We start from the raw sequence: 20,639 nt of genomic DNA on the forward strand, positions 1-20,639 counted from the left end.
AATACCGCAAGTATTTGGCAATAATTCGGAGTTTCGAAGGGCCGGCGAATGCATTTGCCGAAATGGCCCGTTTAGGATGAACAGAGAACAACTCTAGGAGGACCCATGGGTAGCAGTGCGAAGAATCTTCGGCCGGTCGTAGGCGGCGAACCGCTGGACGCCATCGACGAGCGCCTGCTGGCCGCCCTCGTCGACGATGCCCGGATTTCCAACAAACAGCTGGCCGAGCTGGTTGGCATCGCGCCGTCCACTGCCCTGATGCGCACCAGGGCGCTCTCCGAGCGGGGAATCATCGAGGGATTCGAGGCGAAGCTGAGCCTCTCCGCGATCGGCCGTTCGGTGCAGGCCCTGATCGCTGTCCGGCTGCGCGCCCATGACCGCGAACAGATCGACCGCTTCACGGCCCGGGTCCCGAAGCTCCCGGCCGTACTTTCAACCTTCCACACCTCGGGTTCGGTGGACTACCTGCTGCACATCGCCGTGGCCACCACCGAGGACCTCCGGGACTGGGTGCTGGACAACCTGGCCACCGACCCCGTGGTGGGCCACACCGAAACCACCCTCGTGTTCGACCACATTCAGGGCAACCTGGGCCTGTTGCCGGATTAGCCGCGGCGAAGGGCCCCGCGCAGGGTGACTCCTGCGAGAGTGACTGCCGCGATCGAACACAGCACAACGAAGCCAGCCACCGCTGCCTGCAGCCCCACGACGCCGGCGGCGAGGCCCAGCCCGATGACGGGGAACGCACTGCCGAGGTATGTGATGACGTAGACGGTGCTGATGATCTGGGCATGGCGTGAGGCCTCAACTTTCCCGGCAACATCGTTAAAGACCGTCCGGAAGGACACGCCCTGCCCCACCCCGGCCGTGATGCTTGCGAGGATCAGCAGCCACGGGCTGCTCCAGGCGGCGGCCGCTGCAATCAGCAGCACAGATACGGCGAGCATGCCCAGTCCCACCGGCACTACAAAGCGTCCCCGCACGGCGAGAAGCTGGCTCAGTGCGGAGGATCCAAGAGTGAGTCCGGCCAGCAGGCCGATGAGCGGCCGCGAGTCGGCGTGAACAATCTGGGCGAAGTAGCCAGGCGCCAGGGACAGGCAGAAGCCAAAGACGGCAAAACTGAGGAAACCCACCGAGGACGCCAGCCAGAAGGCGCCGCGCGCCTCGCGGGATACCGAAGGCCTGCGGGGCGCGAGCACGCTCAGCGGCTGCGGGCCCGCGACCGAAGTGATGGCTGGACGGGCCTTGAGCAGGTACAGCGGGATTAACAGCGCCGCCAGAACCAGCGAATGAAGGTAGTAGGGCGTTGAGGTGGGACCGGGCAGCAGCGAGAGCACTCCCCCGATCGCCGGACCCGCCGCAACGCCGCCTGCCGACGCCAGCAGCGTGAACCTTGACGCCCACTCGGGACGGCTCGGCAGCAACTCCCGCAGGGCGGCCGAACTGGCTCCGGTGGCAAGCGCCACGGCCACCCCCTGCAGGGCCCGCCCTGCGCACAGCGCGAACAGGCTGTCCGCCGTGGCAAAAACCGCACCGCCGGCGAGACCCACGAGCACCGCGAGCACCAGGGCTGCCCGGCGGCCGATATGGTCGGACCAGTGGCCGGCCAGGATCAGGGTGGCCACTAGCGCCAGGACGTAGGCGGAAAAAGCAACCGTGACATCGAGCGCGGTGATGCCGAGCTTGGCCTGCAGCAACGGATAGATCGGGGTGGCCAGGTTCGCGCCGACCAGCAGCGTAAAAATAACGACGCCGGCCATCACCAGCCGTGCCGTGGTGGAGGCATCCCAACCCCAGCGTGATGCTGCAGCGGGGCGCATGCGAAGCTCGTTGAAAACCGTCATAGCCCTGACCTTGGAAAGAAGCGGCCGGCGGGTTCCATGGAACAAGGGACCGCCAGCCCGAGATGATGTGCACCTCAAGAATGCGTCATGGCTGACCGTCCCAACTGTTTTTCATGCCAAAATTGATCAAAACAGTCAAGCGATCAACGCCAGCATGAACCGGAGTGACGATTTGAACAGCCTGGACCCCACTGATCTGAAGATCCTGCTGGAATTGATCCGGGATCCCCGGATCCAGATCGGCGACCTCAGCGAAACCCTCGGCATCGCGCGCAACACGGCTCAGTCCCGTGTGCGCCGCATGCAGCGGTCCGGCCTGCTGCACGAGGGCGGCCGCGAGATCGATCTGGAGGCGGTGGGTTACGACGTCGTCGCCTTCGTTACCATCGAGGTCACGCACCGGGAGCTGGACGGCGTGGTGGGTGCGTTGCGCCTGATCGCGCAGGTCCTGGAAGTCCACGAAATCTCCGGCCGCGGCGACGTCTGGTGCCGGGTGGTGGCCACCGACACCCACAACCTGCAGGTAGCCCTGCGCTCCATCCTCCGGATCAAGGGAGTCATCCGGACCGAAACGGTCCTTGCCCTGCATACCCACATCCAGTACCGCACCGAGCCGCTGATCAGCCGGCTGGCGCAGGGCAGCTCGCTGCCGCCCGCAGCTCCGCGGGCACAAAACACGGCATAATTACGCAGTGACTATTATCGATAACGCCGTCTATGTGGACGGCGTCCGCAGCGCCGAGCCGCAGAGCCTCGAGCAGACTTTCGACAACCTGAGCCGCAACGGCGGGATGGCGTGGATCGGCCTGTACCGGCCCACTGCCGAGGAAATGGCCGCCGTCGCGGCTGAGTTTGGGCTGCACCGGCTGGCCGTTGAGGATGCGATTTCGGCCCATCAGCGTCCCAAGCTGGAACGCTACGACGACAACCTCTTCACCGTGTTGCGGCCGGCGCGGTATCTGGACGCGACCGAGACGGTCGAGTTCGGCGAGCTGCACGTGTTCACCGGCAGGAACTTCGTGGTGACCGTCCGGCATGCCGAAACCGGCGGAGTGGCGGAGGTGCGGCGAAAGCTGGAGCAACGCCCGGAGCTGCTGGCCCACGGCCCGGAGGCGGTGCTTTACGCCTTGATGGACCAGGTGGTGGATGACTATGTACCCGTGGTGGCGGGGCTGGAGAACGACATCGACGAGATCGAGGACCAGCTGTTTGCCGGCGACTCCGCCGTCTCCCGGCGGATCTACGAGCTGGCCCGGGAGGTCATCCAGTTCCAGCGGGCCATCCATCCCCTGCCTGCCATGATGCAGCTGTTGCGGCGCGGGTTCGAAAAGTATGATGTCAAAACCGAACTCCAGCACAACCTCCGCGACGTCGAAGACCACGTGGAGCGGCTGGTCTCGCGGGCTGATTCCTTCCGGGACCTTCTGCAAAACGCCCTCACCCTTGACGGCACTCTGACGGCCAACCGGATGAACGAGGCGAGCGCAGAGCAGAACGAGCAGGTCAAGAAAATCTCGTCCTGGGCGGCCATCTTCTTCGCCCCGTCCATTGTGGCCGGAATCTACGGAATGAACTTTGACCAGATGCCCGAGCTGCACTGGACGTTCGGCTACCCCATGGCGATCGGGCTGATGGTGGCCACCGCAACCCTGATGTACGGCATCTTCAAGAAGAAGGGCTGGCTCTGACCGGCGGCCCCGGCCCGGCGGAACTGGACCTGGACTCTCAGCGGCGGTGCCGCGCCAGCCCGACGAGCCGGCTGAACGCGAGGATGAATATGGCCTCGATCAGCACCATGAGTCCGAGCAGCAGCCACTGGCGTTGGCCGATGAAGACGACGGCTCCGACCACCACCAGGACGGTCCCCAGGCACAGGGCGTAGACGGCAAAGCCGAGGGCGACTTTTGCGCTGCGGACTCCCGTCCGGAACCCGAAGCCCACGGGCTCACCACCGGGGTAGCCCTCCACCCGGTCCTGTCCTGCCGGTTTGAGCCGGTCGAACTCATCCCAGGGGTCGTGATCGTGCTCCTGTGCGGCCATAGGTCCATTATCCCGCACAGGCCTGATCGCCCTTAGGCGACGCGGACGTCGATTTGTCCGGGGACGGCACCGTCGGCACCGAACACCAGGAGGCGGTTGGCGATTTTTTCGCTGAAGAACCGGTCGTGGCTGACCACCACGACCGCTCCGGGGAAATGCACCAGTGCCCGTTCCATGACCTGGGTACTGGACATGTCCAGGTGGTTGGTCGGTTCGTCCAGCAGCAGCACCGAGGCGCCGGACAGGAGGCACTGTGCCATGGCGACACGGGCTTTCTGGCCGCCGGAGAGGTTTCCGATTTTCTGTTTGAGGTCGGCCTCGGAGAACTGGAACATCGCCAGGAACCGGTTGACCGATTTTTTCGTGGCGCTGAAGGCCAGGCTCTCAGGCAGCGCGTTGACCGCGTGGGAGACGGTGTCGGCGTCGTCGAGGTCATCAAGCATCTGGTTGTAGGAGACAAAGCCCGGCCCCTTGGCCCAGGTCACCTGCCCGGCGTCGGGTTGCTCTTCGCCGGTCAGGACCCGCAGCAGGGTGGACTTGCCGCTGCCGTTGGACCCAAGGACCACGATCCGGTTTCCCTTGCGGATCTCAAAGCTCAGGTCATCGAACAGTGTCTTATCCCCGTAGGACTTCCCCAGCCCGTCCACCCGGCAGAGGATGTCCTTGACGTGCAGCCCGCCGTAGATCTCAGTGACAATCTGATCCACCGGCCGCGGTGTGCGGGACTTTTTGATCTTGGCGAGCTGGCTTCCGAGCCCGCGGCTGGCCGCTTTCGCGGCCTCCCGGCGGTCGGCAATTCCTTCGGCTTCAAAGGCGAGCAGTTCGGACTCATGCACGAACTGCTGCTCAAGGGTTTTGAGGCGGAATTGCTTTTGGACGACGTATTCGCCGAAGTTGCCCGGGTATTCGTGCAGGTGGAAGTTCTCCACCTCGAGGATCCGCGTGACGACGGCGTCGAGGAATTTCCGGTCGTGCGAGACGATGATGGCTGCGCCTTTGAAGTCCCGGAACCAGCTTTCCAGCCATTCGACGCCGGCGACGTCCAGGAAGTTGGTGGGCTCGTCGAGGAGAAGCACGTCGGGGCCTTCGAGCAGGATCTTGGCCAGGGCGGCACGGTTGCGCCAACCGCCGGACAACTCATCAATCGCGCACCGGCGGTGTCCTTCGTCGAAGCCCAGGGTGGTGAGAACGGTGTCGATGCGGCGCGGGTAGTCCCAGCCGTCGAGCCGTTCCATGTCCTCGAACAACTCGGCCTGCCGGCTGATGAGACGGTCGAGTTCGGCGTCGGCGGGACCGGCTGCAATGGATACGTCGATGGCGGCCAGTTCGGCTTCCACCGCCTTGATCCCGGAGAACAGGGCATCGAGCACCTCGAGGATTGTGGCGTCCCCGTTAAGTTCGGAGAACTGCGAGAAATAGCCCACCTTGGTGCCCTGCTCCACTGTGACCACGCCGGTATCCGGCTGTACCTGGTCGAGGACCAGTTTGAGGATGGTGGTCTTGCCGGAGCCGTTCTTGCCGATCAGACCCACCCGGTCCCCGGCCTCGAGGCGGAAGAACGCTTCCCGCAGAATCTGGGTATTGTCGTAGCGCACGCTGACATCTTGCAGCCGGATCAGGCTCATGGGTAGTTCTCTTTCGGGGAAGGGTTCGTAAACGGCTGATGGCGCGGCGGGACGGCTGCTAACGGACGGCGAGCCGCCACAGCGAGGTGACCTCCGCCGAGCGGGCGGCGAACAAGCGGTCGGTGGGGTCGGACGCCTTGGCGTGGGTGGGCCGGGTGTCTAAACGCTCTACCACCTGCAGCCCGGCCGCCTCGATGGCGTCCAGCAGCGCGCTCCGGGACCGCAGGCCCAGGTGTTCGGCCAGGTCCGACAGGACGAGCCAGCCTTCCCCGCCCGGCTCCAAATGGCGGGGAAGTTCTTTCAGGAAACGCAACAGCATGCGGCTGCCGGGGTCGTAGACGGCATTGTCCAGGGAGGAGTGCGGTGTGGCCGGAATCCACGGCGGGTTGCACACGATCAGCGGCGCACGGCCGGGCGGGAACATATCGCCCAGGACCGCCTCGGCACGGGCCTCCACGCCGAGGTTCCGGAAGTTCTCCGCGGCGCAGGCAATCGCGCGGGGTTCATTGTCCGTCGCCAGTACGCGGCGGACGCCGCGGCGGGCGAGCACGGCTGCCAGCACCCCGGTGCCGGTTCCGACGTCGAACGCCAACGAATCGGAGGGAAGCGGTGCGGTGCCTACCAGATCCACATACTCGCTGCGGGTCGGGAAAAACGTGCCGTAGTGCGGATGGATGCGGCCCTGCAGGGCATCAACGTAGACCCCGTTCCGGCGCCACTCGTGGGCACCGATCGCCCCGACGAGCTCATGGAGCGAGACCACCGAGGGTTCGCTGATGCCCCCGTAGGCCTCTTCGGCAGCGGCCCGGATGTCCGGAGAGCGCCGAAGCGGCACCACCGGGCCCGGGTGAAGCGGAATCAACAGCAGCCCCAGGATGCGTGCCCGGTGCGAGCGGGACTGGCGGTGGCGGTAGAACTCGTCGGCCGGAGTCTCGGCGGACTTCTTTTTCCCGGAAGCCAGCCGCCGGTCCAAGGCGTTAAGGATTTGCCGCGCGTTGTGGAAGTCTCCATGCCACAGCATGGCGGTGCCCTGGGACGCCATCCGGTTCGCCTGGTCAGCCGTCAGGGAGTCGGTCACCACCTCAACGCGTGCGGGCGCGGGCCTGCCGTTGGCTGAACGCCAGCGCGCCGTCCGGACCTGGCCGGCGTCGGTCCAGCTCACGAGGGCGGGGTCATTCACTGCTGGCGCCGGCAGGGGCACGCAGGCCGGCGTCGGGGATGATTGAGGGCGGCCTGGCAGGGCGGTTGCGATAAGTATTCCCATCCCAGCGTCCGGGGGCGGATCGGAGACTGTACCTCTCAGGATACAGGGCAGCCTCTGCCCGCAGCGCTGCGCCCGGACCCTCCACGCGGCGCCCGCCCAGAACCCTGCAGGCAGGGCCGGCGCCGGCAGACCGGTCACGGGGCCATGCGGCTCCGGACGATTTCGCTGACGGCTTTCCCGTCAAAGCGTCCGGCGACCTTGGCGGTCACCGGCTTCATCACGGCGCCCAACTGGCGCATGGTCAGTGCGGTGCCATCGGCGGTGAGGGAGCCCACGACCTCGTCCACGATCGCCTCCACTTCGGCTGCGGTGAGTGCCTTCGGCAGGTAGGCCTCGATGATTTCCGCCTCGGCGATTTCCGCGGCCGCCCGGCCGGACTCCCCTGCCTCGGTGTAGATCCGGGCCGTGTCGCGGCGCTTGGCGGCTTCCTTCTGCAGAAGCGACGTCACCTGGGCATCGTCCAGCACGATCGGGGTCTTGCCGGACTTCTCGCGGGTCTCGATTTCGCCCAGGACGTTGCGCACCGTGGTGAGTGCGACCTTGTTGCGGTCCTTCATGTGGCCGACGACGTCAGCGTGCAGGCGTTCTTTCAGGGTGGTCATGATTCTCCTCGTGTCACTGGACAGAATACCGGGCGGGCCCGTCCCGGCCCGCCCGGTGTTCTGCCCAACTACTTGGCCGTGAGGACCGGATTGACCGGTGCCTTCAGCGACTCCAGCTGCACGCCGGCGGTCCGTTTGAGCCCCGGAAGGATGGTGGCCGCCCAGTCGGAGCCCGTGCAGGTCACGGAAACCTTCGGAACGATGGTGCAGTTCACGCCCCAGGAGTTGACCACTTTGGTGACGTTGGGATCTCGCCAGGAAACGGACCAGCTGGGCGCTATCCGCCGGCCGGTGGCCTCGATAGTGGCAACGTACCCGCCATTCCATGAGCTGGTGGCCTTCCAGGTCGCGCTGATGGACGCCCCGCCGGACGCAGCCGTGGGCGACGGAGTGGCGGTGGGTTTGGGACTGGTTGTGGCTGGGGGTTTGGGACTGGCGGGAGCGGTAGGCGACGGCGTGGCGGTCGCGCTAGCGGTCGGGGAAGGTGACGGTACCGGAACGGTGCCTGCCGGGCCCGGGGTGAGGATCGGCGCCAGGGCGGCGAGCTTCGCGGTTTCCTGCGTCCGCCAGTCGGCCTTCACGAGCCCGCCGGTGACGCCGGAATTGGGGTTGAAGGACCAGTAGGCGTAGCTCATCGTGTTGGTGGCGAGGTAGGAGACGATCGACGTCATCCACTGCTTGTCCGATTCGGTGGCCAGCGCGGAGCCAAATTCACCCAGCAGCACGGGGGCGATGCCCTGCTTCTGGATGTAGCCCCAGTTTTTGTCCCAGACGGACGGCAGGTTGGCCGGGTAGGCCGGGTCACTGAACCATTTCTGCGCGTACAGCGATGCCGGGTAGTCATGCGGGGAGTAAACCACGCGGTGGGGCGTGTTGAGCACGACGGGCTTGGCGCCGACGTCGGCGAGGCCGCCGCCCCACCAGGTGGCAGTTCCGTTGCCTTGGTTCTCGATGCCTTCGACGATGATCAAAAGGTTGGGGTTGGAGGCCAGCACGGCGTTACCTCCCCGGGTGGCGGCTGCCTGCCAATCGGTGGCGGCGGTGCCACGGCCCCAGGTTGCCGCGCCGGCGGGTTCGTTGTGCAGGTCGGCCCCGATAACGGTGGGGTCGGCCTTGTAGCGGGTGGCGAGCATTTTCCAGTCGGCAATCCACTTGGTCTCCGGAACGGCGGACGTGTACCACAGCGGCGACTGGTCAGCGGAGCTGGGGCGGTGGCGGTCCAGGATGATCTTCAACCCGTTGGCCTTGGCGCGGGCGATGACCGTGTCCAGAACGTCCAGCGGTCGTCTGCCCTCAAGGTTGTAGGCGCGGTTCGCCCAGTAGTTGACGCTGCCCTTGATCGAAGTCGCTGCCAGGCACTCATTGGAGAAAGGCAGGCGGACAGTGTTGAAGCCCATCGACTTGATGTTGGCCAGCGCCTCGTCGATGGTGAGTGTCCCCCAGAGACCGTGCGGGACACAGTCCGGGGTCTCGAGCCCGAACCAGGACGTGGCCTTGACGGTGTACGGGTTGTTGTTGGAATCCCTGATGACCCCACCGTCGGTGTGCAACCACCCGGTCGCAGCCGGCGCGGCCTCGACGGCCCGGTCAGCGGCGAAAGGCGCCGGGCCGGCGCAGCCCGAGACGGCCAGCAAACCGGTCAGGGTCGCGGCGGTCACAGCAACAGACGCGGCACCTCGACGCAGGCGCACCCGGGCGGTATCGAGGGGATGGTTGCTCCGCAAAGTTCCTCCGTATCCGGGACATCTGGCCCGTTCCAAGACATGCCCAGGCGGGCGCCGAGTCCACCTTGGCACAGGAACGGGACGACGGACGCCACGCCACCGCATATTTCTTTTGATTCGCGGCCCGTTCAGTTGGGGACCGCCTGCGGTGCGGGCGGCGAAAGACGGGCCAGCGGGCTCAGAGGCCGCTGCGTCCCGCCCACAGTCCGTGCAACAAGGGCACCACCGACGCGATCATCAAGACATTGCCGAACACCGTGTCGTCCGCGCGGACCACGGAACCGGCGATGAGCAGGGCGCCAAAAACCAGTACCGATGCCGTTCGCCGGGCCGTGCGGTCAAGCCGTTTCACCTGTTGCTCGAGGCGCGGATTGGCCACTGCCAGTGAACCGTCCTCCAGCCTGGTCAAGAGCCCATCCAGACGTTTTGGCAGGCTCAGGGCCAGCCCGGCGGCGTCGAGTGCCTGCTGGGCCACGTCCTGCACGATATTGCCGCGTTCGTCGCGCAGCAGCTGCGCCGCGTAGGGTTCGACCGAGTCCCACAGGTTGAACCTTGCGTCCAGCGAACTGCACACCCCCGAGGTCAATGACATCGCCCTGATGATGAGCAGGAAGTTTTCCGGCAACTGGAACGGCAGCGAACGGACGACGTCGCCGAACTCCACCGCAAAGTCCCGGAACTCCCGGGGGTCCACTTCGCGGAGCTCAGCGAAGCCCATGCCACCGAACCGGGCGAAGAGGTGCGTCATCGCCCGCTCCAGCTCGACCGTGTCCGCTGAGGGCAGCAGAACACCCACGTTCCGGATCGCGGCCACCAACCCCTTTCCGTCACGCGAGGCGGCCGCTAGGAGCAGCTTCCGCAAGCCACTGCGCGTGTTTGTAGGAACCTCGCCCATCATGCCGAAGTCGATGAAGGTCAGCTTCCAGGGGTGCGGAGCGGCGGGATCAGCTACCGGAGTGACAAAGATGTTGCCCGGGTGTGGATCGGCGTGGAAGAAGCCGGTTGTAAACATCTGGTCGAACATGACCGAAGCGAATACCGGAGCGACCTGCGCCGGATCAATCCCGGCTGCCAGCAACGCCTCCGCGTCCGTAATCTTGATCGCCGTAACATCTTCGAGGGTCAGCACTCGGCGGGTGCTGCGCTCCCATACGACTGCGGGTACGTCCACCCGGCGGTCATCGGCAAACTCGGCGGCGAACCGCTCGGAGTTTGCCCCCTCGTGCAGGTAGTCGATCTCCTCCAGGCTGGTCTGTGCAAACTCCTCCACCAGCGCGGGCATGTCGGCCCGGTTGGAAATCAGGCGGACGTGGCTGAGCCAGCCGCCAATTTTGCGCAGGGCGGCCAGGTCGACGTCGACAATGGCGTCGATGCCCGGGCGCTGAACTTTCAGCACAACACCCTCAAGTCCGGTGTCGGCCGCATCGCGGGGAAGGAGCCGTGCCCGGTGCGCCTGCCCCAGGGACGCGGCTGCGATGGGGATCTCTTCGACCGAGGCGAACAACTGTTCCAGTGGTGAGCCCAGCTCCGCCTCGGCGAGCTTGCGGATGGCGGCGAACGCCACTGGCGGCACCTCGTCCTGCAGTCCCTCCAGTTCCTTGGTGATCTCGGGCGGCAGCACGTCGAGCCTGGAGGACAGGAATTGACCCACCTTGATCATGAGGCCGCCCAGCTCCACGGCGAGTACGTGAAAACGCTGCGCGAAGCGGTGCATCCTCTTGGCCCTCGTCCGCTCGGCAATCCAGCCCATTCCAAGGCGCGGGAGGAACAGCTCGAACCACCAGGTCACCGCGAGATTCCAGGCGGCGAAGCGCAGGATGCGGCGGTAGCGGGCACGGGTGTCCCCGGCGCCGGTTACCGGATCTGCGCGGTCCCGGCGAACCGACGTCACCCCCGTCAGCCCTGGGCGAGAATTGCGTACAGCCGGCGGCGGGCGTCGTCGAGCACCGCCACGGCCTCCTGCACCTGCTCGGGAGTGCCGGTGCGGCCCACCTGCGACGCGGCCTGCGCGAGCTCGACGCCCGCCTTGGGCAGGGCCGCGAACCCGCTGCCGGACGCCGGACCCGATGCCTCCCACGGCGCCGAGGTACCGGCGCCGGCCACCTCTTCGCGGCCGGCGTCGGTCAAGGAATAGATCTTGCGGCCGTTGGATTCCTCGGCACGGATGAACCCCTCGTCGGCCAGAAGCTGCAACGTGGGATAGACGGACCCGGCGCTGGGCTTCCAGCTTCCGCCGCTGCGCTCCTCGATTTCACGAATGATCTGGTAGCCGTGCATCGGCCGTTCCGCAAGCAGTGCCAGCACGGCCGAGCGCACCTCGCCCCGCCCCGCCCGGGAACCTGTCCGCTTCTCGAACCTTGAACGCAGCTCTTCGACGGCCTGCCACATGCTGTCGACATTGTTGCCGCGGAATCCGCCTGCCGGGTATGAATTGCGCATCATGCTCTCCTCGGGACATCGTGAACGATATATAACGATAGTCAACGATACATCCGGGAATTCCTGAAACCAAGAGTCGTGCCGGTTACCCCGACGACGAGATATGCCTGCTGGTCCATTCAGTGACCGGCCGCAGCGAACGCTCCCCGGAAGGAGCCGTCGTACTGGGTCAAACGCCCGCGCCCCGAGCTTTCCAGACCCGCGACGTCAAGGCCACCGTTGCCGGTCAGGGTGATCCCGGCCAGCAACACACCCGCCAGCCCGGACAACACACTCAGACCGGCCCCGCCGGGTACGCTCCCCCGCGTCATTCAAATGCCCGACATGACATCATGGGCACTCGCTTCTCGACCGTCAGTCGCTAAACAACGGCTCTCATTTCACCATCCGATAGTCCTGCACAGATGGGGTTTCATTCCGGATTCCCTTAGTCACTACTCGTGAGAACCAGCCAATATCAAAATCGTATTCACTACCAGGTTTGAAAGACGCGGCAACCTCGTCTTGATTGTCAAAAGTCACCCTCGGAGACACATAGATACTTCCGCAGTTCGCCGTCTCAACGAAAACCCCCGCCGTCGATGCTGAACCCCTAGATCCGCCAGAACTCGTTTCCGGTTTCGCGGTGAGTATTTCGCAACGGACAGTCTCGACACCGATCGAATCCCATACGGGAAGCAGTAAAACAAAAGCACCGAACCCGAGAACTAAGACTCCCAGCACGTTCCAATACCACTTCAACGTCGGCCGCTTGGGTATACGCCGCAAATCGTCGTCCGTCTTAACCATTCCATCTCCCATTCCGATCACCAGCCACTCGCACGACGTCCACTCCCGGGCCCAGCGGAACCGTTGGCAAACCCCTGAACCGCGCCGTTTAACAAATCCTCGCGCCTAGCATCACCTGGCTGCAGTTCCGTATTGACCGCACCAACGACAGACCCACCTAACCGATTTGTTAGGTCCTCCGTCAAAATTGATCCCCAGTTATAGGGTGCGCCAGCGTGCTGACCGCTTGAGACTGGACCCGTCCCGCCAGCGACCAGACGAAGCCGACAGTACCAACACTACTGAATAAATCCAACAAAAGGACAAATTAAGGCGACCCGAACATGCCCGCAGCCACCAGGACACGCAGCGCCTTGCGTTTCGGCGACGGGCTTGCTCAGGTCGGGGGGCGGCCTTCCGGTAGCCTGTGGAGGAATACAAGGCACTGCATGGCTCAGCGGGAAGCCGGCAGGCCGATGCATTCCTCGGCATACGTGCCGGCTCGGGTGAAACTCGGTGGCCGCCTTCTGGGGGCCGCTGCGTGAGTGTCGGCATGAACGCGACGAGCTCGACTCCCACGGCGACCGATCTGACGGCCGAACAGAGCTGCTCGCGTTGTCTCGACTTCTCCTGTCATGAAACGACCCATGTGTCGCCTGGCCTGCCGCGCGAGGTCACGTGCTTGCTACCAGGTCCTCCCGGGACCGTTCGTGATGGGCAAGGCGGGGTGAATGTTCCCCGCTCCCACTCGCTGAAATCCCGTTGCACACCGGCCCCTCATCCGATCCGCGACTGTCGGCAGATCCCGTACAGAACTCGGAGTGAGCCTGGGCGAGAGTCCATCGAGCATCTTCATGACAGTTGAGAGCTGATCTCTCGGCCATGGCTCACCCGCTGTTTGCTCTGCATCGCCGGGAGTCAACAGGAATTCTACGCGGAGCTGGACGAGCAGGAAGCGGGCTTCAGTCCATCGCCGACCACCAAGTAGGAACCACTACGGCACATTTCGCATCCGGAGGATTGGGCGGGAGCTTCCGAAGAGTTCCGCAACTCGGAACCCGGGCAGGAAGGCTACACAACGTCATAACCACAAATACAAAGTGCCCCGCCGGGATATTGACCTAGACGGAGCACTTCGGACTGAGAGATAGTTGCTCGGCGGAATCAAACCGAGCCTGAGCCTTATTAGTACGCAGAGGCTTCCGGAACCCGGAAAAGACACCCGGGCCTATACATTAAATCTAAATTCCACCACGTTCCGTAGCAAACCAACCTCTGCCCGCGATTTCCCGGACGTCCTAGCGCCCTACCGTTCACACCGCTACGAACCGCGGAGACCGCATTGGGCTCGCCCGGGCAGAAGCTGATCGGTCATCGCGATTGTGCTCAGCGAGATTGCCGTTCTGTAGATTCAGACCAAGCCGAGTTTGTGGCGGTCACTGCGGTCAGGCGCCGGACGCGTCACGGGCAAAGACGGCCTCGCCACCCCGGAAAGCCCTATACACCCGAGACAGCGATGGCAGTCCCGTACTCCACCAAGTCCTCCCGTCGACCCTCCGAGAAGAGACGCCCGACTGTTCGCTGACACTCCTGCAAGCCATCCCCAAACTTTAGGGAAATTCGCGCTCAGACCGTCGAGACTCAATTCCGGGCTGCGAGTCTTGTCAGACGATGAAGAGAGACCAAGGTGGCACCCTGTGCCGTGCAAATCGCCGGACCGCCCGAATGGTCTCAAGATAGTCGTTGGTGCGCGAGATGTCAGGCTTACCATCAAGGCTTGCAAAGTAGAGGTCGGGAATTCGACCCGGTCCGTTATTCAGCGATTCGCCGAGATCACGACAGATCTCGACCTCTCGCTTCCTGGAGGGTCCTTCTTGCAGATCATGCATCACTTTACGGATCCATGACGCGGATTCGTCTTTTCCGAGCTCATCCAAATATGCGGACAGCTTGGACAAGAGCAGGATACCTTCGGCAAGCTCGGTCCTTCTCATTTCAGCTCCCATTGATCAATAATAGTGCCGTGTTCATATGACTTCGGAATAAAGACTTGCGGCGTCCCACCTTGGTACACGGTTCCGTCAAGTCCTATCTGGCGCCTCACCGTACCGGCGTACATCGTCGTCCCCGGTGGGAATTCAGCGGTATACCCCATGCTGAGTGGGCTTGTACCAGTGATCTCACGGTTCTTGTTGTACCACTCGGGAAGGATCGCTTTGTCCCTTCGCGCCTGAAGGACCGATGTGGGAGCATCTGCTGACCAAAAGCTACCAAACTCATTCCGATACCCGGCGTCTCCTGCACGCGACAGAACCGACACGTCATGTGAATAACTGGAACGATAGATTCCGTACTTGAAAGTCTGCCTATCAGCCGCTCCAAGCCATTTCGGCTTGTAGCCGGTGATCCCCCCTGTTGCTGCCCCGACCGCGGCTGCCGTCGACGTTGCCTGGATGAAGCCGCGTGGCGTGTGGGGGCCCTGCGACATGGCGTAACCGGCGCCCCCACTTACCCCGCCTTCCGCTGCGCCTCCAGCAGCTGCGGTCGCGGCACGAGCTGCCAGGCCGGCGCCCATTTTTGATGCGACAATCGCCCCAGTGCCAGCGCCCAGCCCTCCCGCGAGGGCTCCGACAGCCGAATCAACCCCCACCCGGCCCCAGTCGACGGCTCCCCTGTCGGCCTTCTGGGTTGCAACAGAGATACCACCTGATACAAGGGCGCCAGCGCCCATCATCAGGGCCAGGCCTGCTGGCCCGCCGACTCCAGTACACATCAGGGCGACACCGGCCACGATCGCGGCTCCGGCGGCAACGTATTCCCAGTTGTCCTTCCACCAGTCTCCGGCCGCGGCCATAGCGCCGCCGGTCGTGCCGTCATAGGCCCGAAGTTCGTCATCGGTCAGGGGCCTCTGACCGGTGGGGTCGGTGGTGTTCAGCGGGTTGTTGCCCGCATAGGCGTAAGGGTTGCCGTCCCAACCCGCCCCCAGGATCGGGGCGAGCGGGTCCGTGGACAGGAACCCCTTGGTCAGGGGGTCATAGGCCCTAGCTCCGAGCCATTCCAGGCCTGCGATGTCCACGCCGCCACTACCAGTCAGGCTGACACCCGCCGGCAGCAACCCGACCGGCCCGGCACCAGCACCGAGTCCGGCGGAACCTGCACCGGCCATTGCGTCGGGGTTTAGGCCGGGCGAGGGGTCGGGCATGATGGGGGTACCGAGGACCGCCCATGGGTCGGTCTGATCGGTGGGCCGGGCGGCTCGCCAGCCCGACGCCGTCCAGGCATCCCCGATCCCTGTCACACCACCGGGCAGGGACAGGAGCTGCCCACCACCACCTGCGATGCCGATACCGGCGGTGCCTCCGGAGCCATCACCAACCGTGCTGGTCGTGATGCCGGTGAGGGTGGGGACGGGGTTCGCGGTGTCCCACCACAGGAGGGCGCCGTCGATGCCGGCAAGTTCGCCGAGGGCGTCGACCCACAGCTCGTGCCGGGAGGTTTCCATGCCGTCGGGTGTGCGGTCGGCAACGCTCTTCAGCTGGCCGGTCTGGCCCCATGCGTATTCGGTCCAGGACCCGTCCGCGCCGATGAGCCGGGTCCGCCGGCCCAGCCCGTCATGGACGAACTCCACCCTCGACCCCTCCGGGCCGGTGACGGCGACAAGTTGTCCCGCGGCGTCGTACTCGTAGGCCCGGGACCCCGCCGGGGTGGCCTCGCGGACCAGGCGTCCACCGGCGTCGTACTCCCACTCCGACATCACCGACACTGCCTGTGCTGCGGGCCCTTCCGCACCACCAGCCGCGGTGGTGACCGGGGTGGTAGTCGCCGAGACCATCTGTCCGGCACCGTCGTAGCCGTACCGGGTGATGGTTCCGGCGCGGGTCAGTGCCGTGATGCGGCCGTCGTCGTCCCTACCGATCAGCGTCACATCCGTCCCACCGCCACTGCCCGAGTTGTCGGTGCGGCTGTGTTCGGCGAGGTTCCCGCCCCGGTAGGCCCATTCCTGGACGAGGTCCCCGGCGGTGGCCGAGGTGAGGCGCCCGGACGCATCATGGGTGAACACCGCGTCCCGGAGCAGGGGGTTGGTGACGGTGGTGAGCCGTCCGGCGGCGTCCCGGGTGTAGGTGGTGGTGGTGCCGTGGGCGTCGGTGAACGCGGTACGGTTCCCGTCGCCGTCGTACTTCCAGGACAGGCCCTGGCCGCCGCGGGTGCGGGAGGTCAGCCGCCCACAACGGTCAAAGCCGAGTTCGTGCTCCACGGCCAGCCCGTCAGCAGCCGCACCGGCGCCGGCGTTGCGGGTGTGGTCGGTGATGACGACGCGGCGGCGGAGCAGGTCCCGGTCAATTGAGGCCAGGAGTTTCCCGTCCACCGAGGTGGTGGCCTCCTGCCCGGCGGCGTCGTACGTCCAGGTGGTGGTGTGCCCGTCCGGGTCCGTCTGGGACAGTTGCCGCCCGGCAGGATCATACGTCGCGGTGGTCACCCGGCCGAGGGGGTCGGTCACCGCATCGACCAAGTCCGTGGCCGTGTAGGTGCGGGTGGTCACCCCGCCCAAGGGGTCGGTGATCCGGACCAGGCGCCCGCGGACGTCGTAGTCGAAGAAGGTCCGGCCGCCGACGCCGTTGATGGTCCCGGTCAGTTCCCCGGCGGTGTTGTATGTGAACCGGCGGGTCCCGTACCAGGTGTCCTGGGAGAAGCTCAGCCGCCCGGCCTTGTCGTAGCCGTACCGGGACACGCCCTGGCCGGGGGTGTTGCGGGTCAGGAGCCGCCCGCACGGGTCGTACTCGAAGGTTTCGACCTCGCCGGTGGGCAGTGTCCGGGCGGTGACCCGCTGGTCGGCGTCGTAAGCCAGTTCCGTGACCGCGCCGAGCGGGTCCGTGGTCCGCCAGGGGCGCCCGCACCCGTCGTATTCATACCTGGTGACGGCGCCGGAGGGGGAAGTGATCGAGGTGATCTTCCCGGCCACGTCCCGGCCGAGGACCGTCAGGCCGCCTTCACCGTCGAGGAGTTCCACCGGGTTCCCGGCCGCGTCATAGGTGACCAGTTCCGCGGAGCCGTCCATCCCCTGGACCCGCGTGGGGCGCCCGTACTCGTCAAAGCTGTACGTTGAGGACGCGAACGCGTCCGTCAGGGTCGCCGTGCCCGCCAAACGGTCGGTCGTGGCGTCCGCGCGGACACCGGTCGGGTCGACGACGGCGGTCAGGGCACCGACCTTGTCGTACTCCCGCACCCAGTCGTGGCCGGCGGGGTCCGTGATCCCGACGAGCCGGGACAGCGTGTCGTGGGCGAAGCCCCAGCGGGCACCGTCCGGCAGCACCGCGGCCGTGACGTTGCCCAGCTCATCGAAGACCCGCTCGATGGCCCGGCCCAACGGATCGATTGTCCGGACCAGTTCACCATTGACGGCGTAATCGAGTTCGGTCCGGCCCCCGTCCGGGGCGATGGACGCCGTCGTCCGCCCTGCCGAGTCGTGTTCAAAGGCCCGGACGGCGCCGTCCGGGTCCACCCGCCGCACCAGCAGGCCCGCAGCGTCGTAGGTGAAGCGGGTCTCGGCGCCGGAGGGGCTGAGCGCCGCGACGGGGCGGCCCGCCTGGTCTCGGATGATCCTCGCGACGTCCCCGGCTGCGTTCCGGGTCGAGACCAGGTCCCCGAACCCGTCGTATTCAAAGCCGACCGCAACGCCGGCCGGGTCTATCACCCGGGCCAGCTGACCGTTCCGCCACTGGAGCTCAGTGCGCCCGCCCAGCGGGTCCAGGATGACCGAGGGGTCCCGCGACACCTCATCGGCATACTCATACGAGATGACCGAGCCTGTTTCGGTCACCAGGGTGGTGATGCGGTCCTGCTCATCCCAGCCGTACGTGAGGTCCGCGCCTTCCGGGGTGACTGTCCGGGTCTTCCGGCCCCGCGCGTCGTAGGCATGCACCGTCACGGCCCCGTCGCGTTCCGTGAAGGACACCAGGTTCCCGTGGCCGTCATACGCCATCGACTGGCGCTGATCATGGGAATCGAGCACACCCACCAGGCGGCCCTTCGCGTCGGCGATCCAGGAGTTCGACCGGGAACCGTCTTCATCCGAGACCACCGTGACGCGGCCCGGCAAATACGCGAACCTGGTCCGGCGCCCGTGCTGGGTCACCTGCAGCACAACCCTGCCGTGCTCGTCATAGGTGTTCTCCGCCTCAACAACACCCGCGGACGAGACCACCGCCTCGATCAGGCCCTGCTCATTCCACCGGTACGCCCGCGCCCCCAGCTCCGTCGCCACACCCGTCAGCCGGCCTGCGTCGTCATAGCCGTACTCCACCCGGCGCCCGTCCGAGGCCCGCACCACGGCAACGAGCCCGTCCACGTACTCCACGTCAAGGAACCGGCCCTGCACATGCGCCAACCGGGTCACCTGTCCCACACTGCCGCCGTCGGCGGGCTTTTCCCGGACCACGGACACCGTCCGGCCCGGCCCCGACCCGGACCCGAGCCACACGCCCGCGAGGCTGTAGGTCCACCAGCCGCCCTCATTGTCCCGGACCACAAGCAGCTCGACCGTACCCTCCGGCACGGAGCTTGACTCCCTGAGGTCAGCTGCGGTCGCAGGCTCTGCGGTGAGCCAGTAGTTCTCGCCCACCGCCCGCGCCCAGCCGGACCCCTCACGAGGAAAATCGACGGCCCGGCCGTCGGCCATCACCCAGCGGCACCCCTCATCCGAGACCGCAAGGTGCTGGTCCAGGACCGAGGCCCACCCCGGGCCAAACACCCCGGGCACGTCCAGTCCCGAGGCCAAAGAGTTGTACATCCGCGACAAAACCACGTCGGAAGCGACACCGGCAAACCGCAGATCCTCTTCCGGTTCAATGAAGTTTCCGGTGGCGGTGTTCACGGGGTCGTTTGCGTACCCGCTGGTGGGCATCGCACCGGCCGCCATCGGCGGAGCCACGACCAGCGTGGACCGGCTGGCGCTGACTCCTGCTGCTGCAAGCGCTTCATTCACGGCCGCGTCCGAGACGGTCGAGACACTGCCCTCGCCCCCGGCGGCCGCAAACGCATCCGCGACAGTGACCGCCCACTTCGCGTCGTTCTCGTTGGCCCGTAGATACTCCCGGTAGGCGCTGACCACGCCCGAGGCTTCGATCCGCCCCCAGTAGCAATCGGACGCGAAATCGGAGAGATGTCCTTCCAGCGCACCTGGGGCTGAGGCCAACCCCTCATCCAAGCCCCGGGAGTTTACCGCGAAAGACCGCAGGCTTTCCGGGCGCGCCGAGGACGTCCCGCCCCCGTACCCCCCGCCGGGCGGCGGTGTTTCCCGGCTCCCGACGGTGGGAGCTGCCGGTTCGAACGTCGGAGCTTTGCCCGGCGCCGCGTTCGGCCGGTCTCCCTCACCGAAGACCGAGTCCCAGCCCTTCTCGAACGCGTTACGGTCATTGTGCTCCCGGACCCACTCGTTATTCTTCGCACGCCGGGTGTCCTCTTCATGCCCGGCCTCGACCATCTGTCCCACGTATCCGGCTACGGTCCGCAGCGCGGTCGCCAACGCTTCCGCGTCCTTGCCCGCGGTGGCAGCGTTGGAGGCAAAAACCTCAGAGAAATGCCCCTTGAAGTCCTCCTTCGCGGAGGAGACGAACGTCGCCCGCGAACCTGCCTGCTCCTCGAGCTTTGATGCCGCCAGCTCAAACGCAGACTTCACCGACCCGGCCACGGCGTAACTGAATCGCCCTCCATCAGAACCGTCTGACGCCGGCAACAGCGGCACCTCAACGAACTCGGTCACAACCAAAGCCCCCCACTGAACAAGAATTGGAACAAGAAGAACAACCACCAACGCCGCAGAACCCAACACCTGCCTGGAAACAACTGCGCCAGGCGCAGGACCAGTCCAACGAGGGATTCAATGCAGGACGATACAACCCAAAAAGCCGGACCGGAGAAATCCAGGACCGGCCGGAAAGACCAAAACCGTGTAGTGGCCAGGTAACCGCCCACTCATCAGAGCGCCGCGGCTACCCGGCCTTTACACCATCGACTGCAGGCTTAGGCGCCGCCGCCGGCGGAGAAAATGTCCTGCGAGATCTTCTGCAGCTGGGTCCGCAGCTCCTCGAGTTCCTGGCGGGCCTTGTCCAGCGCCGCCTTCGTCTCCGGCCACGTGGACCCGCGGAACTGCGTAGCCAGCGGACCGTCCCAGATATTCGGATCCGACAGGATCTTGCCCTGCGCATCCAGCGCCGAGATCTGATCCGTGAAACCACCATTGATGATCGACTGCACCTGCCCGATGGCAGCCTTCGCTTGCTCGGTTGACAACACACGCGACATAGAAATTCCTCCCAAAAGAAACCGCTTCCCCG

Annotated in this window: 15 protein-coding genes; 3 read left to right on the top strand and 12 right to left on the bottom strand. The window is 65.5% G+C overall.

The annotated features are described in order from the left end of the window. Window positions 1-105 precede the first annotated feature (105 nt). On the top strand, window positions 106-609 hold the full coding sequence (locus VUN84_13330) for an Lrp/AsnC family transcriptional regulator (GenBank protein XAS63273.1): 504 nt from the start codon (window positions 106-108) through the stop codon (window positions 607-609). On the opposite strand, the gene VUN84_13335 is transcribed toward VUN84_13330, so the two are convergent. Further along, a complete protein-coding gene (locus VUN84_13335) occupies window positions 606-1,844 on the bottom strand; it encodes an MFS transporter (GenBank protein ID XAS63274.1) in 1,239 nt (412 codons plus the stop codon). The two genes, VUN84_13330 and VUN84_13335, sit on opposite strands and share 4 nt — an antisense overlap. Before the next feature lie 154 nt (window positions 1,845-1,998). Here VUN84_13335 and VUN84_13340 point away from each other — a divergent pair, with 154 nt between their 5' ends. After that, window positions 1,999-2,529 (top strand): Lrp/AsnC family transcriptional regulator, encoded by a 531-nt coding sequence (locus VUN84_13340; protein ID XAS63275.1) that lies wholly within the window; start codon window positions 1,999-2,001, stop codon window positions 2,527-2,529. A 7-nt stretch (window positions 2,530-2,536) separates the two neighbouring features. Continuing rightward, window positions 2,537-3,532, top strand: coding sequence for a magnesium/cobalt transporter CorA (corA, locus tag VUN84_13345; GenBank protein ID XAS63276.1), 996 nt, complete (start codon window positions 2,537-2,539; stop codon window positions 3,530-3,532). Window positions 3,533-3,569: 37 nt separating this feature from the next. On the opposite strand, the gene VUN84_13350 is transcribed toward corA, so the two are convergent. The 11 genes from VUN84_13350 to VUN84_13400 all read right to left on the bottom strand — a co-directional run bounded on the left by VUN84_13350 (window position 3,570) and on the right by VUN84_13400 (window position 20,607). Next, a complete protein-coding gene (locus VUN84_13350) occupies window positions 3,570-3,884 on the bottom strand; it encodes a hypothetical protein (GenBank protein ID XAS63277.1) in 315 nt (104 codons plus the stop codon). A 32-nt stretch (window positions 3,885-3,916) separates the two neighbouring features. Further along, window positions 3,917-5,509, bottom strand: coding sequence for an ABC-F family ATP-binding cassette domain-containing protein (locus VUN84_13355; protein XAS63278.1), 1,593 nt, complete (start codon window positions 5,507-5,509; stop codon window positions 3,917-3,919). 58 nt (window positions 5,510-5,567) lie between these two features. Continuing rightward, window positions 5,568-6,671 carry a class I SAM-dependent methyltransferase gene (locus VUN84_13360; GenBank protein ID XAS63279.1) on the bottom strand — a complete coding sequence of 368 codons (1,104 nt, stop codon included), beginning with the start codon at window positions 6,669-6,671 and terminating at the stop codon, window positions 5,568-5,570. Window positions 6,672-6,907: 236 nt separating this feature from the next. Next, window positions 6,908-7,375, bottom strand: a complete 468-nt coding sequence (locus tag VUN84_13365; GenBank protein XAS63280.1) for a GatB/YqeY domain-containing protein — start codon at window positions 7,373-7,375, stop codon at window positions 6,908-6,910. Window positions 7,376-7,443: 68 nt separating this feature from the next. Then, on the bottom strand, window positions 7,444-9,099 hold the full coding sequence (locus VUN84_13370) for a cellulase family glycosylhydrolase (GenBank protein ID XAS63281.1): 1,656 nt from the start codon (window positions 9,097-9,099) through the stop codon (window positions 7,444-7,446). Between the two features lie 178 nt (window positions 9,100-9,277). Beyond that, window positions 9,278-10,990: an AarF/UbiB family protein gene (locus tag VUN84_13375; GenBank protein XAS63282.1), complete on the bottom strand. Its 1,713-nt coding sequence runs from the start codon at window positions 10,988-10,990 to the stop codon at window positions 9,278-9,280. A 5-nt stretch (window positions 10,991-10,995) separates the two neighbouring features. Continuing rightward, window positions 10,996-11,538, bottom strand: coding sequence for a PadR family transcriptional regulator (locus VUN84_13380; GenBank protein ID XAS65862.1), 543 nt, complete (start codon window positions 11,536-11,538; stop codon window positions 10,996-10,998). Between the two features lie 119 nt (window positions 11,539-11,657). After that, window positions 11,658-11,849, bottom strand: a complete 192-nt coding sequence (locus VUN84_13385; protein XAS63283.1) for a hypothetical protein — start codon at window positions 11,847-11,849, stop codon at window positions 11,658-11,660. 2,121 nt (window positions 11,850-13,970) lie between these two features. Then, a complete protein-coding gene (locus VUN84_13390) occupies window positions 13,971-14,312 on the bottom strand; it encodes a hypothetical protein (GenBank protein ID XAS63284.1) in 342 nt (113 codons plus the stop codon). Next, window positions 14,297-20,065: a DUF6531 domain-containing protein gene (locus VUN84_13395; GenBank protein XAS63285.1), complete on the bottom strand. Its 5,769-nt coding sequence runs from the start codon at window positions 20,063-20,065 to the stop codon at window positions 14,297-14,299. The genes VUN84_13390 and VUN84_13395 overlap by 16 nt, the downstream gene beginning before the upstream one ends. Window positions 20,066-20,325: 260 nt before the next feature. After that, entirely contained in the window at window positions 20,326-20,607 is a 282-nt protein-coding gene (locus tag VUN84_13400; GenBank protein XAS63286.1) for a pyrophosphorylase, read from the bottom strand. Between the last annotated feature and the right edge of the window lie 32 nt (window positions 20,608-20,639).

It is taken from the genome of Micrococcaceae bacterium Sec5.8 (assembly GCA_039636775.1).
Classification (GTDB): domain Bacteria; phylum Actinomycetota; class Actinomycetes; order Actinomycetales; family Micrococcaceae; genus Arthrobacter.

Bases quoted from the DNA above. Each gene is read 5' to 3' on its own strand.
- VUN84_13330 (XAS63273.1), top strand. From the start codon at position 106: ATGGGTAGCAGTGCGAAGAATCTTCGGCCGGTCGTAGGCGGCGAACCG.
- VUN84_13335 (XAS63274.1), bottom strand. From the start codon at position 1,844: ATGACGGTTTTCAACGAGCTTCGCATGCGCCCCGCTGCAGCATCACGC.
- VUN84_13340 (XAS63275.1), top strand. From the start codon at position 1,999: ATGAACCGGAGTGACGATTTGAACAGCCTGGACCCCACTGATCTGAAG.
- VUN84_13350 (XAS63277.1), bottom strand. From the start codon at position 3,884: ATGGCCGCACAGGAGCACGATCACGACCCCTGGGATGAGTTCGACCGG.
- VUN84_13355 (XAS63278.1), bottom strand. From the start codon at position 5,509: ATGAGCCTGATCCGGCTGCAAGATGTCAGCGTGCGCTACGACAATACC.
- VUN84_13365 (XAS63280.1), bottom strand. From the start codon at position 7,375: ATGACCACCCTGAAAGAACGCCTGCACGCTGACGTCGTCGGCCACATG.
- VUN84_13380 (XAS65862.1), bottom strand. From the start codon at position 11,538: ATGCGCAATTCATACCCGGCAGGCGGATTCCGCGGCAACAATGTCGAC.
- VUN84_13385 (XAS63283.1), bottom strand. From the start codon at position 11,849: ATGACGCGGGGGAGCGTACCCGGCGGGGCCGGTCTGAGTGTGTTGTCC.
- VUN84_13390 (XAS63284.1), bottom strand. From the start codon at position 14,312: ATGGGAGCTGAAATGAGAAGGACCGAGCTTGCCGAAGGTATCCTGCTC.
- VUN84_13400 (XAS63286.1), bottom strand. From the start codon at position 20,607: ATGTCGCGTGTGTTGTCAACCGAGCAAGCGAAGGCTGCCATCGGGCAG.